At 38.2% G+C, this 15411-nt stretch carries 14 protein-coding genes; 2 read left to right on the top strand and 12 right to left on the bottom strand.

Translation table 11 applies throughout. The features are described 5' to 3' along the window. Nucleotides 1-89: 89 nt before the first annotated feature. The 12 genes from HCB38_RS09175 to HCB38_RS09120 form a co-directional block, all read right to left on the bottom strand. Entirely contained in the window at nucleotides 90-734 is a 645-nt protein-coding gene (locus HCB38_RS09175) for a thiamine diphosphokinase (RefSeq protein ID WP_185319036.1), read from the bottom strand. Between the two features lie 63 nt (nucleotides 735-797). Continuing rightward, nucleotides 798-1454, bottom strand: a complete 657-nt coding sequence (gene rpe / locus HCB38_RS09170; protein ID WP_185319037.1) for a ribulose-phosphate 3-epimerase — start codon at nucleotides 1452-1454, stop codon at nucleotides 798-800. A 2-nt stretch (nucleotides 1455-1456) separates the two neighbouring features. Further along, nucleotides 1457-2332 (bottom strand): ribosome small subunit-dependent GTPase A, encoded by an 876-nt coding sequence (gene rsgA / locus HCB38_RS09165; RefSeq protein ID WP_185319038.1) that lies wholly within the window; start codon nucleotides 2330-2332, stop codon nucleotides 1457-1459. A 19-nt stretch (nucleotides 2333-2351) separates the two neighbouring features. Continuing rightward, the gene (pknB, locus tag HCB38_RS09160) at nucleotides 2352-4325 is read right to left on the bottom strand and encodes a Stk1 family PASTA domain-containing Ser/Thr kinase (RefSeq protein ID WP_185638308.1); all 1974 of its coding nucleotides are present in this window, start codon (nucleotides 4323-4325) and stop codon (nucleotides 2352-2354) included. Further along, nucleotides 4322-5080 carry a Stp1/IreP family PP2C-type Ser/Thr phosphatase gene (locus HCB38_RS09155; protein ID WP_185319040.1) on the bottom strand — a complete coding sequence of 253 codons (759 nt, stop codon included), beginning with the start codon at nucleotides 5078-5080 and terminating at the stop codon, nucleotides 4322-4324. Before HCB38_RS09155 ends, pknB begins: the two co-directional genes overlap by 4 nt. 14 nt (nucleotides 5081-5094) lie before the next feature. Next, on the bottom strand, nucleotides 5095-6435 hold the full coding sequence (rsmB, locus tag HCB38_RS09150; RefSeq protein WP_185638305.1) for a 16S rRNA (cytosine(967)-C(5))-methyltransferase RsmB: 1341 nt from the start codon (nucleotides 6433-6435) through the stop codon (nucleotides 5095-5097). Beyond that, nucleotides 6436-7374, bottom strand: a complete 939-nt coding sequence (fmt, locus tag HCB38_RS09145) for a methionyl-tRNA formyltransferase (protein WP_185638303.1) — start codon at nucleotides 7372-7374, stop codon at nucleotides 6436-6438. A 13-nt stretch (nucleotides 7375-7387) separates the two neighbouring features. Then, the gene (gene priA, locus HCB38_RS09140; protein WP_185319043.1) at nucleotides 7388-9781 is read right to left on the bottom strand and encodes a primosomal protein N'; all 2394 of its coding nucleotides are present in this window, start codon (nucleotides 9779-9781) and stop codon (nucleotides 7388-7390) included. A 4-nt stretch (nucleotides 9782-9785) separates the two neighbouring features. Next, the gene (gene coaBC / locus HCB38_RS09135; RefSeq protein WP_185638301.1) at nucleotides 9786-10985 is read right to left on the bottom strand and encodes a bifunctional phosphopantothenoylcysteine decarboxylase/phosphopantothenate--cysteine ligase CoaBC; all 1200 of its coding nucleotides are present in this window, start codon (nucleotides 10983-10985) and stop codon (nucleotides 9786-9788) included. A 152-nt stretch (nucleotides 10986-11137) separates the two neighbouring features. After that, nucleotides 11138-11341: a DNA-directed RNA polymerase subunit omega gene (gene rpoZ / locus HCB38_RS09130; RefSeq protein WP_003728294.1), complete on the bottom strand. Its 204-nt coding sequence runs from the start codon at nucleotides 11339-11341 to the stop codon at nucleotides 11138-11140. Beyond that, nucleotides 11341-11958, bottom strand: coding sequence for a guanylate kinase (gene gmk / locus HCB38_RS09125; protein WP_070211190.1), 618 nt, complete (start codon nucleotides 11956-11958; stop codon nucleotides 11341-11343). Before gmk ends, rpoZ begins: the two co-directional genes overlap by 1 nt. An 18-nt stretch (nucleotides 11959-11976) precedes the next feature. After that, a complete protein-coding gene (locus tag HCB38_RS09120) occupies nucleotides 11977-12852 on the bottom strand; it encodes a YicC/YloC family endoribonuclease (protein ID WP_185319045.1) in 876 nt (291 codons plus the stop codon). 156 nt (nucleotides 12853-13008) lie between these two features. Between HCB38_RS09120 and fbpA the strand changes: the two genes are divergently transcribed. Next, nucleotides 13009-14721, top strand: coding sequence for an Rqc2 family fibronectin-binding protein FbpA (fbpA, locus tag HCB38_RS09115; protein WP_185618440.1), 1713 nt, complete (start codon nucleotides 13009-13011; stop codon nucleotides 14719-14721). Nucleotides 14722-14808: 87 nt separating this feature from the next. Then, the gene (locus HCB38_RS09110; protein ID WP_185319047.1) at nucleotides 14809-15408 is read left to right on the top strand and encodes a short chain dehydrogenase; all 600 of its coding nucleotides are present in this window, start codon (nucleotides 14809-14811) and stop codon (nucleotides 15406-15408) included. The last annotated feature ends 3 nt before the right edge of the window (nucleotides 15409-15411 follow it).

Below are 15411 nucleotides of genomic sequence, written 5' to 3'. Positions count from 1 at the left end.
AGAAATCAAGTGCAGCGACAATTATGTCGGTGCATTTTTTCTTTGTCTACAAATAAAAAAATACAGGCGAAAATCACCCGTATTTCTCATTAATCATTACTTTGTGTTAATAAAATCATTCCAGTTTTAAAAGAAAACTCTCCAATGTGATTGACAAATTCATTACTCGAAAGTGCAGAACCTACTGGGTAAGTAGCATTATCAAGTGGATAAACGAATCCTTTTAGCGTAAGTCCTGTAACATCTTTCATTGTTGTAAATGCTACATATTTTTTATCGGGTAGTTTTTCAATTGTGTAGCTCCCTGGGGTATACATTTTGATATAGTTATAACGGTCAATCATTTCAACTACTGGTACTGCTTTTAAAAATCGCGGCTTTGTTAACATCATCAGATTCGCAAGTAAGTGGTCTAAACGGCCTCCTGTTGCTCCAAAAATACGTATCTTATCTGGTTTCTGTTCCATTGCCCAGCTTAGCCCAATTTCTGTATCTGTTTCATCCTTTTCAGCAGGAAATTCATGTACATCAGCCACTTTTGTTTTTAAATCTGCTAGTTCCTCTTTTGTTAACGAATCAAAATCTCCCATAGCAACTGTCGGAACAATTCCCCTATCTAATAAACGCTTAGCCCCGCGGTCTACGCCAACCCAACTAATATCTGTATTCGTATATTGTATTAAATCAGGAATTTCTGACGCAGGTCCACCAACCATGATATTAATTATTTTCATATTTGTGTTCCCTTCTTTCCTAACAAATAAGGCTGGAACGAAAAATCTGTCCCAGCCCCAATATTATTCACCTACAATAGCTCGTAATTTGTCAATTGGCGTTTGACGATTTTTATTTCCATAAATATAACTTCCAGCTACAAAAACATTTGCACCAGCGTCACGACATAGTTTCGCAGTTTCGTGATCTACACCACCATCTACTTCGATTTCGATGTCTAAGCCTTTTTCATTCACGATTTTTTTAAAGGAAGAAATTTTTTCTAGTACTTCTGGAATAAATTTTTGTCCACCAAAACCAGGATTTACTGTCATAAATAAAACCATATCTAGTTCATTTAAAACATGTTGTATTACGTCAATTGGTGTAGCTGGATTAAGAACTGCGCCTGCTTTTACACCGTACGAACGGATGAGTTGTAACGTACGATGAAGATGCGTGCACGCTTCCACATGAACGGTAATATAATCAGCACCTGCTTTTGCAAATTCAGGGATGTATGTATCAGGATTTTCAATCATTAAATGAACATCAAGTGGTAATTTTGTTTCTGGACGAATTGCTTTTACGACAGCGGGACCGAAAGTGATATTTGGAACGAAATGTCCGTCCATTACATCAATATGGATGTAATCCGCACCGTAATTTTCTACTTCTTTAATATCTCTTGCAAGATTTGCAAAGTCTGCACTTAAAATCGAAGGAGCTATTTTCCCCATTTTTAATACCTCGGCTTTCTGTTTTTTAATTCTTGTAAAATTTGGATGTAGTGTTTATAACGAAAATCTGCTATTTCATTGGCTTCAACAGCTGTTTTTACGGCGCAACTGGGCTCATTGTCATGCATGCAACCCCGGAATTTACAGCCACTACGACGATCTTCCATTTCTGGAAAACAAAATTGTAAAGTTTCTGGTTGTAAATCGTCCCATTCAATCGAACTAAAGCCAGGAGTATCTGCAACAAAACCATCTCCAATCGGCATTAGTTCTACATGCCTAGTGGTGTGTTTACCTCGTCCAAGTGAGTTTGATATTTCGGCCGTTTTTAAGGTTAAATCACTATTTAGACTATTTAATAAGGTTGACTTCCCTACACCTGATTGCCCGGCTATAACTGCGGTTTTACCACTAATATAGTCTTTAATTGCTTCTTTATCCGGTTCATCATTGGTTACAAAAACATCGTAACCAATCGTTTCATATACTTCTTTATAGACAGCGATTTGTTCTTTTTCTACATCTGTCGCTAAATCCATTTTACTAATACAAATAACAGGCTGAATGTCTTCTTTTTCAATTGCGACTAAGAAACGATCTGCCAGGTTTGTAGAAAAATCTGGTTCTACTGCTGAAAATACAAGAATCGCAATATCGATGTTTGCCACAGGAGGACGAACTAAGGCATTCTCCCGAGATAGTACATCTAAAATATAGCCATCCGTCTTATTTTCTACTTGAAATTCTACATCATCGCCAACTAGGGGGGAAATATTTCGTTTTCTAAAATTCCCCCGCGCCCTGCATTGGTATATTTTTCCTTCAGAGAATACATAGTAAAATCCGCTCAACGCTTTGATAATTTGTCCTTCCAGCACATTTCCTCCGTTCTCTTTTTTAATTTGGATAAGGGACTGTACCTTCATCGATTACTTTATCGTCACTGATAATTTTATAACCCGCGCTAGAACCTTCTTCAATTTGGAAAGTTACTTCTATTGAAGTATTTTGAGTAATATTCATTTCTCGGTATGCACTTGTCATACTATGATCTTTATCTTGTATATAAATTTGGACTTTCTGTGGTTGTGGATTTTCTTCATCGCTTGGTGTGTAAGGAATATTAAATGTTTTTGTAACTTCTTTAACTTGTTTTTCTTTTGGCCCTGCAGAAATGACGATTTCGATCGTATCACCAGTATTCATTGTCGTTCCAGCTGATGGGGATTGCGAAATTACTTGCCCTTTTTCGACGGAGCTAGAATTTTCTTCCTTACTTGAAACTTTAAGTCCAAGTGGTGAAGCATAATCTTCTACAGCTGTTTTTGTATAACCACGAAGGTCTATTAGTGTTATCGGTTCAGCGCCCTTACTTACCACAAACTTCACATCTGTAGACTTAGCAACTACTTCTGTTCCTTGAGTTGGTGTTTGGCTAATAATCATTCCTTTACCAACTTCAGAACTATAGACTTCTTCTGCAGAAATATTGTTGAAACCTTGTTGCTCTAACAAAGTTTTAGTTTCAGAGTAACTTCTGCCAGTATAGTCTTCCATAGTAATTTTCTTAGAGCCTATACTTACAAATAAATTGATTTTTGTTCCTTTTTCTTTCATTTCACCCGCTGATGGATCGGTATTAATAACTTTGCCTTCTTCCACGTCATCGCTATTTTTTTCTACTGTTTTCCCAATAACAAAACCGTCTTTTTGAAGTAAGGCAATTGCTTGATCTTCTGTTTTACCAGAAACATCGGGAACAGCGACTTCATCTGGACTTTTACCTAAAAGCCATAATAGTAAAATTCCAATGATGAAAAGGACGATAACCGAAGAAACAATTAAAATAATCTTCTTTTTCTTACTCATTTTTTTCTTCTTTTTATCTTTTTTGTCTTCAGTAACCACTTCTTCTGCAGCTACTTTACCTTCTGGGACAATAGTTTTATCTAAATTTTGCATTGCTTCTTTAGTTGCGATAATTGGAATTGTTTTTGTGTCTCCATCATCATCATTTGTCGGAAAAACATATTTAGGTTCATTCAGACGATCTTTATTTAAGCAAGTTTGTAAATCTTTTTCCATTTCTTCTGCATTTTGATAACGTAAAAATGGATCTTTTGCTGTTGCTTTCATAATAATATTTTCTAAGCTTTGTGGGATCTCTGGATTTTGCGCTCTAGCAGATGGAATTTCTGCTTGTAAATGTTTAATAGCGATAGAAACAGCTGATTCTCCATCAAAAGGAACCTTTCCAGTCAGAAGTTCGTATAAAACTATTCCAAGCGAATAAATGTCTGATTTTTGTGTTGCCATCCCACCTCTAGCTTGTTCTGGTGATAAATAATGGACGGAACCAAGTAAAGAATTTGTTTGGGTGATGGATGTTTCAGAAAGCGCCATCGCAATCCCAAAATCTGTAATTTTTACCACGCCATCATGATCAATTAAAATATTTTGAGGTTTTAAATCGCGGTGAATAATATGGTGCTGATGGGCGATTGCTACTGCTGAAACGATTTGAAGCATGATATCTACAGCTTTTTCGTAGCTAATCGGATGATTTTCTTGAATATACTGTTTTAAATCCATTCCATCTACATGTTCCATTACTATATAATGTAAATCATTTTCTTCACCAACATCATACACACTAACTATATTAGGATGTACTAAGCTAGTTGCTGATTGGGCTTCACGTTGGAACCGACGGATAAGGTTGCTTTCATCTGCTAAATCAATCCGTAAAATTTTTACAGCTACATCCCTGTCAAGAATTATGTCATGCGCAAGGTATACATTGGCCATTCCGCCTCCGCCTATCGCATGTAAAATTTTGTATCGATCATTTAGTCGTTTACCAATCATCATGAAGCATCCCTCCCTTTTTGCATCAGATTTCTCTCTACTAACAACACAGTAATATTATCTTCTCCCCCGTAAGAATTCGCTTTTGTAATAAACACATCTGCTTTTTCAGAAAGAGTTCGTTTGCTTTTTAGAATTTCTTCCATTTCAGCTTCTGGAACCATATTAGTTAAGCCATCCGAACAAAGTAATAATGTATCACTTGTTTGAAAAGGGACTACAAATGTGTCCACTTCTACTTTGCCTTCAACACCTAGTGCTCGTAAAAGAATATTTTTTCGCGGATGATTCATCGCATCTTCTTTACTGATTTCACCAGTTCTTAAAAGCTCGTGTACAAGTGAGTGGTCTTCAGTTAATTGGCGCATTGCATTATTTTGAAGTAAATAACCTCGGCTATCCCCTACATTGGCGATAACTACTTGTGACTGAGCCATAATTGCTGCAACAAGGGTTGTACCCATACCATTTAAATCCATTTCACTTTCCGCGTAAAGTACAATTTCTTTATTGACTTCTTGGATTGTTTTTTGAAGCCACTTTTCGATTTCTTCCGCGGTTAAAAGAGCGGTTGTTTCTTTCCACGCATCGCTAAGTAAACGGACTGCCATTTCGCTCGCTACATCTCCCGCGCGGTGCCCACCCATACCGTCTGCAACAATAACAATTGGCTGCTTATCTTTATTTTCAAACACGCCGCCATTGTCTTCATTATGATGTCTTATTCTACCCCTGTCTGTTCTAAATTCTGCATGCATTTATACGCACCTCACTATTTTTCAAGACTCACTTTTCTTAAGCTGGAAACAAAGAAACCATCGCTTCCAATATCTGTTGGTAAAAGTTGTACAACATCGTCCTTCTTAATTTGTGCCAATTTTTCAGGAAGTACTACTGGTTCTAGTATGAATTCTGGATGTTTTTCTAGGAATGCGCGCAAAACCGTTTCATTTTCTTCCTTATCAATGGTACAAGTACTATAAACTAATATACCATTTTCTTTTACTAATTGGCTAACATCATCTAAAATCGCTAGTTGAATTTCTGCTAATTTATGAATATCTTTTTCTGATTTTGCGTATTTAATATCTGGTTTTCTACGCAGAACACCAAACCCTGAACATGGAGCATCAACTAAAACACGGTCAAATGTTTCTGGTTCAAACATGGTACTTGCGGTTCTCGCATCTAAATGCGCTGTACGAATATTTAATAGTTGTAATCTTTTTGCGGCTTGATTAATCAGTTTTGTTTTCTTTTCATGAATATCAAGTGCATGAACCATACCCGTGCCGTGCATTTTCTCCGCGATATGGGTTGTTTTCCCGCCAGGAGCGGCGCAAGCATCTAGTACAGTTAAATTGTCTTCTAATTGAAGCGCATAAGCTACAAGCATTGAGCTTTCATCTTGAATACTACATTTACCGTCTTTATAAGCTTTGGTTTCTGCTACGGAGCCTTTTTCAACAAGTAAAGCCTCATGGATAAATTCATTGCGTGTAACAGTGATACCTTGGTCATTCAATTCTTTGATTAGTTGCTCGGCGCGAATTTCCGTCTCATTGACACGGATACTTTGGTGTGGAGCTACTAAGAACGCTAGTCCGATTTCACGCAGTTTTTCAAGGCCATATTGATCAGCCCATCGTCTTGCTAACCATTCCGGCAAGCTTGTTTCGACAGCGATTTTTTGCACTGGGTCTTTGATTAACTCAATACTTGGTACGCCTTTACGAATAACATTTCGCAACACTCCGTTGACAAATTTTGTTACGCCTTGGTGTCCAAGATCTTTAGCAATATCACCAGCTTCATTTAAAATCGCATGCTCTGGAACTTTATCTAAAAAGGTTAATTGATAAACGGACATTCTTAGTAAATTTTTCACCCAGTTATCTGGTTCTTTATTTAAAAACGGAGCTAAATAGTAATCAAGTGTAATTTTACGCTGTGTTGTCCCGTATACCAACTCTGTTAAAAGTCCTTTATCAAGTGGATTTAATTTTTGTTTTTTTAGTGCATCGTTAATTAACAAATGGCTATATGACTGATTGTTTTCGATTTTAATAATAAGTTCTAAAGCTATCGCACGAACTGTTTTTTGTTTTTTCATTTATTCACCAAACCTTGTTGTTTTGCTTAGATTTCTACCAGCACCAGACATGAACGAATGAATATCCATCTTCGGCTTTCCAGCTGGTTGTATTACTGTTGGGACAATGAGAGTACCATCACCTGCTACGATTTTTAGTGTTGATTTATCCGTTAAAATCGTACCTGGTGCACCCGTTGTTTTTGTATCTTCAAATATTGCTTCCCAAATTTTAAAAGGTTTTTCTTCAAGCGTTGTATAAGCGACTGGCCAAGGAGAAAGTCCACGAATTTGGTTGAAAATCGTTCGGCCTGATTTTTCCCAATTAATTTTTTCTTGTTCTCTAGAAATATTTCGCGCGAAAGTTACTTTTTCAGGGTCTTGCGCTATAGCAGTAATTTTTCCTGCTAAAAAGTCCGGTAAGGTATCCATTAATAGCTCGGCACCGAGCTTACTTAATTTATCAAACATAGTACCTGTATTATCTTCCTCTGTAATAGGGATTTTACGCTGACTAATCATATCGCCAGCATCCAATTTTTCAACCATATACATAATGGTAACACCTGTTTCTGTTTTGCCATCAAGCAGTGCATAATGAACTGGCGCACCGCCGCGATATTCTGGTAAAAGTGATGCGTGAACGTTGATTGCGCCATGCTTTGGTGATTCAAGTAAATTATTTGGTAAAATTTGTCCATATGCAGCTGTGACAAGTAAATCAGCCTGAAGTGCAATCAGTTCTTCTAATTCGCTAGATGTCCGTAATTTTTCTGGTTGGTAGACTGGAATACCTAATTCTAAAGCAGCTTTTTTTACTGGCGGTGGTGTTAAAACTCGTTTGCGTCCAACTGGTCTGTCTGGCTGTGTAACAACTGCAACTACATCATACGTGCTGGCTAATTGTGTTAAAACGGGAACAGAAAATTCAGGTGTACCCATAAAAATAATTTTTGTCATCGGTTTGCTCCTTTTACATTAGTACATAAGGTTGTACGTCAATGGTTATAGTTAAGCCTTTTTGTTGGTCTTTTTGATAATGAGTAATTAAGGTTTTTAATTCTTTTTTCAAGTTTGGTTCGATTTTATATTTAATAATACATTGGTAACGATATTTGTTTTTTATTCTAGTAATAGTGCTAGGTACTGGACCAAGAATAACGGCATCGGGACCTAACTTACCTCGTAAAAACTGTGCCATTTCTTGTATAGTTCGAATGGCTTTCATTTCATTTTCATCACTGACATTAATCATCGTTAAATAGTAAAAAGGCGGGTAGGCCCCCATTTTCCGTAACTGCATTTCGTGATTATAAAAACCGATAAAGTCATGTTTTTTAGCAAATTCAATGCTGTAATGCTCTGGGTTGTAGCTTTGAACAACCACCTCACCTGTACGCTCATGGCGTCCAGCTCGTCCACTTACTTGGGTAAGAAGTTGAAAAGTCCGTTCTGAGGCACGAAAATCCGGCAAATGAAGCATGGTGTCAGCGTTTAATACGCCAACCAAGGTAATATCTGGGAAATCGAGCCCTTTAGCAATCATTTGTGTTCCGAGTAAAATATCAGCTTCATGATTACGAAAGCTTTTAAGTAATTTTTCATGGGCGCCTTTTGTTCTTGTTGTATCGACATCCATGCGAATCACACGTGCTTCTGGAATTAATTTCGTCAGGCTTTCTTCTACTTTTTGTGTTCCTGTTCCAAAGTAACGAATATGCTCACCTTCACAGCTTGGGCATTTTTGCGGGACACGTTCTTCATGACCGCAGTAGTGACATTTCATTTGGTTACTTGATTGATGATATGTGAGCGAAATATCACAGTTAGGACATTCCACGACATAACCACAATCACGACACATTACAAAAGAAGAATAACCACGCCGATTTAGCATTAATACCGTTTGCTCTTTTTTAGCAATTCGATCTTTGATTTTTTCTAGCAATTCAGTGGAAAATTCGGTGCGATTTTCTTTACGTAGTTCTTCACGCATGTCTACTACACGAACTTCTGGCATCGCTCGCTCATTCACTCGACTAGGAAGTTCAATCAATGTATAAACACCTTTTTTCGCCCTAGCAAAAGATTCAAGGGATGGTGTCGCGCTCCCGAGAACAACTGGACATTGATATTTAACCGCGCGCCAAATCGCTACATCTCTTGCATGGTAGCGCGGATTGTCTTCTTGTTTATAACTCGCTTCGTGTTCTTCATCAATAATAATAATGCCCAAATTCTCAAATGGTGCAAATACAGCTGAGCGAGCTCCAACGACAACTCGTGCTTCTTTACGTTCAATTTTACGCCATTCATCGTATTTTTCCCCAGAAGAAAGTGCACTGTGTAATACTGCAACTTCACTTCCAAATCGGCTTTTAAAACGCTCTACCATTTGTGGGGTAAGAGAAATTTCTGGTACTAAAACGATAGCTTCTTTACCTTCTTTTAGTTTTGCTTCAATTGTTTGTAGATAGATTTCTGTTTTTCCGCTTCCAGTAACACCATGTATTAAGAATGTTTCTTGCTCCGTTGCTGCGGTAATTTTCTCACAGGCTATCGCTTGATTTGGTAGCAACTGGAGCGATTCGCTTTTTTCAAATTGATGATGTTGATATGGATCACGTGAAATGATTTTTTCTTGGATAGTGAGTATGTTTAAATCCACTAGTTTTTTAATGGTTGCATCGGTCGTTTCAGCTTGTTTTTTTAACTCAGTGATGGGGATTTCTGTTCCTTCATATGCCTGAAAAAATGCTAATACACGTGATTGTGCTTTGGCATTTTTAGGCATATCTTCTATTATTTCAGCTAGTTGGTGTGGCGTTTTTAAGCAGTTAACAACACGAACTTTTTTGTTAGTAATTTTATTTTTCACTTGGTAGACAACTTCTACACTACCTTCTCTCACCCATTTACTAATTTCTTTAAGTAAGCCTCGTGTTTCTGCAACTTTCCAATCAAGTGTTTCATAACCTTCGAATAAGCGTTCTAATTCTTCATTTTCTTCCTCTAAGCGCAAAAAATATTTTTCATATTTCGCTCGTAATGCAGCAGGCAACATGGCTTGATAAGCAGAAACGCGAAAACTAAGCGTCTCCTCTGCTAACCAATCCCCAAGTTCCATCAACTCCTCATTTAAAACAGGCGCTAAATCCATCACTGCCTCAATACCTTTTAATTTTGGATTTTCTTCTGTTTTACCAAGCGAAATGACAAAGCCTTGTATTTTTCTATTCCCGAATGGGACACTTACTCGCATGCCAGGACGAATAAGTTCTTCTAAATCTTCTGGAATATAGTAATCAAAGGGACGGTCCACTTGCATGGCTGGAACGTCCACTATCACTTTTGCTATATTAATCATTTGTTCACTTCCTTAAAAAGTTAGCGGCTTCTTTAATGATATATTCAGCAACTTCTTTTTTATCTAATATTGGTAACGCTTCGCTAGAACCATCTTTCCGGTAAAATGTCACGATGTTCGTGTCACCAGAAAAACCTGCACCGGCTTCGCTAATATTGTTTGCGACAATCATATCAGCGTTTTTAGATGTCAGTTTTTTGCGTGCATTTACTTCTAAATTCTCTGTTTCAGCGGCAAAACCAATTACAACTTGTTCTGCATTTTTTTGTTGACCAATTTCGAGTAAAATATCTTTCGTTCGTTTCATTTCAATCGTAAAATCACCCGGCTGTTTTTTAATTTTTTGGTCTGAAATTTGTGCTGGTGTGTAATCGGCAACTGCTGCTGTCATCACGAAAATAGCCTGTGTCTCTTTACGTTCATTTACGGCTTGGTACATTTCTTCTGCTGATTCCACATAGATAGCTTCAACACCAGGAGGTACGGGAAGCGTCTCGCTCGTAGTAACTAGCGTGACATTCGCACCATGACGTGCTGCTGATTCTGCTATACTGAAGCCCATTTTCCCTGTTGAGTGATTAGTGAAATAGCGGACTGGATCTAATTTTTCACGAGTCGCGCCAGCTGTTACTAGTACATTTTTCCCCTGAAGTAGGTCTTTATCTTCTTGAAAAAAATCCGCAATACGGAGAACGATTTTTTCTGGTTCTTCGAGACGCCCGCGGCCAACATAGCCACATGCCAAGTAACCTTCTTCTGGTTCGATAAAACGGACACCATCTGTATATAACCTGTTAATATTGCGAATGACTGCTGGGTGCTGGATCATGTGGACATTCATCGCTGGTGCTACCCAGACAGGTGCCTCTGTTGCAAGAATGGTCGTGGTTACCATATCGTCTGCGATGCCATTTGCCATTTTGCCAATCACATTTGCGGTAGCTGGTGCGACAATTACTAAATCGGCCCAATCAGCTAAGTCAATATGCGCGACCACACTTGATTTTTTTTCGTCAAATGTATCTGTGTATACATCATTTTTAGATAATACTTGGAACGAAAGCGGTGGAACAAATTCCTGAGCATGTTCTGTCATCATCACTTTGACGTTTGCTCCTGCTTGCGTTAATTTACTTGTAAGTGCGACTGCTTTATAAACAGCAATGCCACCGGACACTGCGAGTAAGATATTTTTTCCTTGCATTGACAAGTCACCTCATTTTAATATAAAAATCATTAATTCTATTATACCTTAAATTAAGACAGGACAAAACCATGAAGAAACTAGATTTCAGCTTATTTTTATTGTACGTGCGGCTAACAAAAAAGCCCCGCAGGAAAGCGGAGCAGTTAAGCTTATTTATCATCATTTTGTAAAACTAATTTTCCAGCATGAATTTCTTCTAATGCTTTCCCAACAAATTTGTCAGATTGGTAGCTTGGCAATACGCCTTTATCATTTTCCAGTTGCATGTAGCGTGCGCGTTTAGCAGCCACTGTGACTAGCGAGTATTTTGAGTCGATTTTTAACAATAAATTATCAATTGATGGATATAACATCATTGTAATCCCTCCAACATTTTTTTGTAGCGATGAATTACTCGCTCAGTTTTTAAGTGTTCTGTTTCGACGATGCCTTTGATTTTTTGTACGGCTTTTGATACGACATCATTCACCACAGCATAATCATAAGACGCCATCATTTCGATTTCTTTTTTCGCTGTTTCCATGCGTTCCTCGACAACTTCCATCGATTCTGTACCGCGCCCGATAATCCGGTTTTTCAGTTCGGACAAATCTGGTGGCGTTAAGAAAATAAAAATTCCTTCTGGCATCGCTTTTCGAACTTGCATTGCTCCTTGCACTTCAATTTCGAGAAAAATGTCTACTCCTGCAGCAAGTTTTTCCTCGACATATTCAAGCGGAGTGCCGTAATAGTTACCGACATACTCTGCATATTCTAACATTTTTCCGTCTTTGATAGCTTGTTCAAACACTTCTCGTGAACGAAAATAATAATCGACACCGTCTTGTTCTCCTTCACGAGGAAGACGCGTTGTCATAGAAATAGAATAATCAAAACTTGTTTCCGGATCTTTAAAAACAGCTTCCCGAACAGTTCCCTTACCTACTCCAGATGGACCTGAAAGTACAATTAACAGTCCTCTTTCTGTCATCATTTCCCCTCCTGCATATCATTCCACATTTTGTACTTGTTCCCGAATTTTCTCTAGCGTCGTTTTCATTTCAACCACTTGTTCGGTGATTTTCAGAGAACTTGCTTTGGATCCAATCGTGTTAACTTCACGGTTCATTTCTTGGATAAGAAAATCCAGTTTCCGTCCAATTGGTTCTTCGAGTAAAATAATACCATAAAATTGCTTTAAATGGCTCTTAGTTCGTTCGACTTCTTCGTTAATATCTGCCTTTTCAAGTAGCATTGCGACTTCTGTAAGAACGATACTAGGATCAAATTGGTCGCCTACAACGTTTTGTAAGCGAGTTTCAATTTTTTCTTGATAATGTTTTTCTGTATTTGGAATTTCGGCTTGAATGATTTCCAAACTTGTTTCGAGTGCTGTAAGATGTTGTTTGAAATACAGCAGTAATTCTGCTCCTTCCATACTTCTCATCTCGTCCAGTCGCTCGGTTGCACGGGCAAGGGTTTCTAAAACTAATCGCTCTAGCTCGCTACTTGCCTCCACTTCTTCTTCAATTGAAAGATAGGCTTGCTCTTGAAGTAAATCGGTCATTGTAGGTAATTCTTGTAATTCATATCTAGCGCTTGCTTGTTTGATAAAACGGTAATAGCTGTCTGCGAGGTCCCAGTCAATATGTAGTTCACGTTTTGAAATTTGCTCTCCTGTGATGGAAAAGAAAACTTCAATTCTACCACGTTTGATTTGCTTACTTATGATCTTTTTTAATTTTCCTTCTAAATAAGCGAGTTGTTTAGGCATCCGAAAAAGAAATTCGGAGTAGCGATGGTTGACTGCTTTTAATTCAATGGTTACTTTGAACGCTTCAAATTCTTTTGTGGCGCGCCCAAATCCCGTCATGCTTTTCACCATTTGGCAAGACACCTTTCATAACTTAAAGTTCCCTCTAAGATTACTTGAAATTTGTTCTGACTTCTTATTATACCAAAGCTCCTTCATGCATACAATACATTTTCGGAATGTATGTTAAAATAGAAAGTAACTAACTAAAAAAGGAATGAATAACTAATGGCGTTTGATGCAATGTTTTTAAAAGCTATGACTGAAGAACTTGCCGAACACGGTGAAAGTGGGCGCATTATGAAGATCCACCAACCGTTTTCACATGAACTTGTTTTATATATCCGAAAAAATCGTGAAAATAAACGTTTACTTATCTCATCGCATCCTAGCTATGCACGGATTCAGTGGACGGATGATATACCTGAAAACCCAGCAACTCCGCCAATGTTCTGTATGTTACTCCGGAAATATTTAGAAGGGGCAATTATTGAGTCTATCACGCAACTTCCTAATGAACGGATTTTACAATTTAGTATTCGCGGGAAAGATGATATTGGTGAAAATCGTTTTTGTGATTTATTTGTAGAAATCATGGGACGTCATAGTAATATTACCCTTGTCGACCGTGAGAAAAATGTGATTGTTGATTGTATTAAACACGTCTCTCCAGCACAAAATAGTTACCGAACACTGCTTCCTGGAGCGACTTATGTGTTACCTCCTGCAACGGATAAACTCCACCCATTTGAGGTTACTTCAGAGCAGATTCTGGATAGACTAGATTTCTCAGCGGGTCGAATGGATAAGCAACTTGTACAAAATTTTGCAGGATTCAGCCCTTTGCTTGCTCGGGAAATAGTATTTCGTGCTGGGAACTTAACGGCAGATTCGCTAGTTGCCGCCTTTTTCGAAGTAATTGGGCTAGTGAACGAGCATTTAGGACATGCAGCCGTGCCAAACGAATGGCGCATCCAAAATAAAGAGGATTACTATTTTTTCCCGCTCCGTCATATCGATGCAGACACAACAGAATTCGCTAACTTAAGTACCCTGTTAGACCATTTTTATATAGGTAAAGCACGTCGTGATCGTGTCCATCAATTCGCGCATGATTTAGAAAAACTATTATCCAACGAACTGGCTCGAAGCAGGCTGAAAATCGAAAAACTCGAAAACACTTTGCTCGAAACAGAAAAAGCAGATGTTTATCGTATTCAAGGTGAACTTCTAACTGCCAACCTGCATTTAATGGAACGCGGGATGGAAGAAATTACTGTAGAAAACTTTTACGATGATATGAAGAAAATGACGATTCCGCTTGATACTAGAAAAACGCCATCCGCCAATGCGCAAAGCTACTTTAGCCGCTACCAAAAACTACGTAACGCGGTCGAAGTAGTGAAAGAGCAAATCGCACTCACGAAAGAAGAAATTACTTACTTAGAGTCCGTGGAATCACAACTTGAAACATCCGGCCCACAAGACGTGGAAGAAATCCGCCAAGAACTAGCTGAACAAGGCTATCTTCGCTACAAACAGAAAAAAGGCGGCCGTAAAAAAGCGACTTTACCTGCTCCAGAAAAATATACTTCTTCGACTGGCTTAACGATTTTAGTCGGAAAAAATAATAAACAAAATGATTATTTAACGAATAAATTAGCTAGGAATAATGAATACTGGTTCCATGTAAAAGATTTGCCTGGTTCGCATGTGGTCATTCAATCAAATAATCCAGATGAGATATCGATTACAGAAGCCGCAATGATTGCAGCCTATTATTCAAAAGCGCGCCTTTCAGCAACCGTCCCCGTCGACGGCACGCTTGTTAAACACGTGAAAAAACCAAATGGTGCCAAACCTGGTTATGTCATTTATGATAACCAAACGACTTATTTTGTTACACCAGATGAAAAGCTTGTTCTAGGCTTGAAAAATTAACGGTTCCTTCTTGGAGCCGTTTTTTCTTTCTATTTTTAGGGTACATATTTACTGACATTATTTTTTTATTGGAAGGATGATAGACGAATGAAAATTTTATTAATTGGTGCTTCTGGTACGCTTGGTTCTGCGGTGAAAGACCGTTTGGAGAAAAAGGCAGATGTGATTACAGCGGGCAGACATAGTGGCGACGTGACAGTGGATATTACGAGTATTGATAGTATCAAAAAAATGTACGCCCAAGTTGGCAAAGTCGATGCAATTGTTTCGGCAACAGGCAGTGCCACTTTTTCCCCTTTAACAGAATTAACGCCTGAGAAAAATGCGGTGACGATTAGTAGTAAATTAGGCGGTCAAATTAATTTGGTTTTACTGGGCATTGACTCATTGAATGACAAAGGAAGTTTTACGCTTACTACCGGTATTATGATGGAAGATCCAATCGTTCAAGGGGCTTCAGCAGCGATGGCAAACGGTGCGGTTACTGCTTTTGCTAAATCGGCTGCACTTGAAATGCCTCGTGGAATTCGGATTAACACCGTGAGCCCAAATGTTTTAGAAGAATCTTGGGACAAACTGGAATCATTTTTCCAAGGCTTCGTTCCAGTTCCAGCTGCAAAAGTCGCTCGTGCTTTTGAAAAAAGCGTTTTTGGTGCACAAACTGGTGAAAGTTATAAAGTATATTAATAG

This window comes from Listeria farberi (assembly GCF_014229295.1).
Taxonomy (GTDB): Bacteria; Bacillota; Bacilli; order Lactobacillales; family Listeriaceae; genus Listeria; species Listeria farberi.
The sequence above is the reverse complement of the archived record's forward strand: the minus strand, read 5'-3'. Positions and strand labels throughout refer to the sequence as shown.

Coding starts and splice junctions, on each gene's coding strand:
- rpoZ (WP_003728294.1), bottom strand. CDS start 11,341: ATGTTATATCCATCAATTGATAATTTATTGTTAAAAATCGACTCAAAA.
- HCB38_RS09120 (WP_185319045.1), bottom strand. CDS start 12,852: ATGGTGAAAAGCATGACGGGATTTGGGCGCGCCACAAAAGAATTTGAA.
- HCB38_RS09110 (WP_185319047.1), top strand. CDS start 14,809: ATGAAAATTTTATTAATTGGTGCTTCTGGTACGCTTGGTTCTGCGGTG.
- fbpA (WP_185618440.1), top strand. CDS start 13,009: ATGGCGTTTGATGCAATGTTTTTAAAAGCTATGACTGAAGAACTTGCC.
- rpe (WP_185319037.1), bottom strand. CDS start 1,454: ATGGGGAAAATAGCTCCTTCGATTTTAAGTGCAGACTTTGCAAATCTT.
- pknB (WP_185638308.1), bottom strand. CDS start 4,325: ATGATGATTGGTAAACGACTAAATGATCGATACAAAATTTTACATGCG.
- gmk (WP_070211190.1), bottom strand. CDS start 11,958: ATGACAGAAAGAGGACTGTTAATTGTACTTTCAGGTCCATCTGGAGTA.
- HCB38_RS09155 (WP_185319040.1), bottom strand. CDS start 5,080: ATGCATGCAGAATTTAGAACAGACAGGGGTAGAATAAGACATCATAAT.
- coaBC (WP_185638301.1), bottom strand. CDS start 10,985: ATGCAAGGAAAAAATATCTTACTCGCAGTGTCCGGTGGCATTGCTGTT.
- HCB38_RS09175 (WP_185319036.1), bottom strand. CDS start 734: ATGAAAATAATTAATATCATGGTTGGTGGACCTGCGTCAGAAATTCCT.
- priA (WP_185319043.1), bottom strand. CDS start 9,781: ATGATTAATATAGCAAAAGTGATAGTGGACGTTCCAGCCATGCAAGTG.
- fmt (WP_185638303.1), bottom strand. CDS start 7,374: ATGACAAAAATTATTTTTATGGGTACACCTGAATTTTCTGTTCCCGTT.
- rsmB (WP_185638305.1), bottom strand. CDS start 6,435: ATGAAAAAACAAAAAACAGTTCGTGCGATAGCTTTAGAACTTATTATT.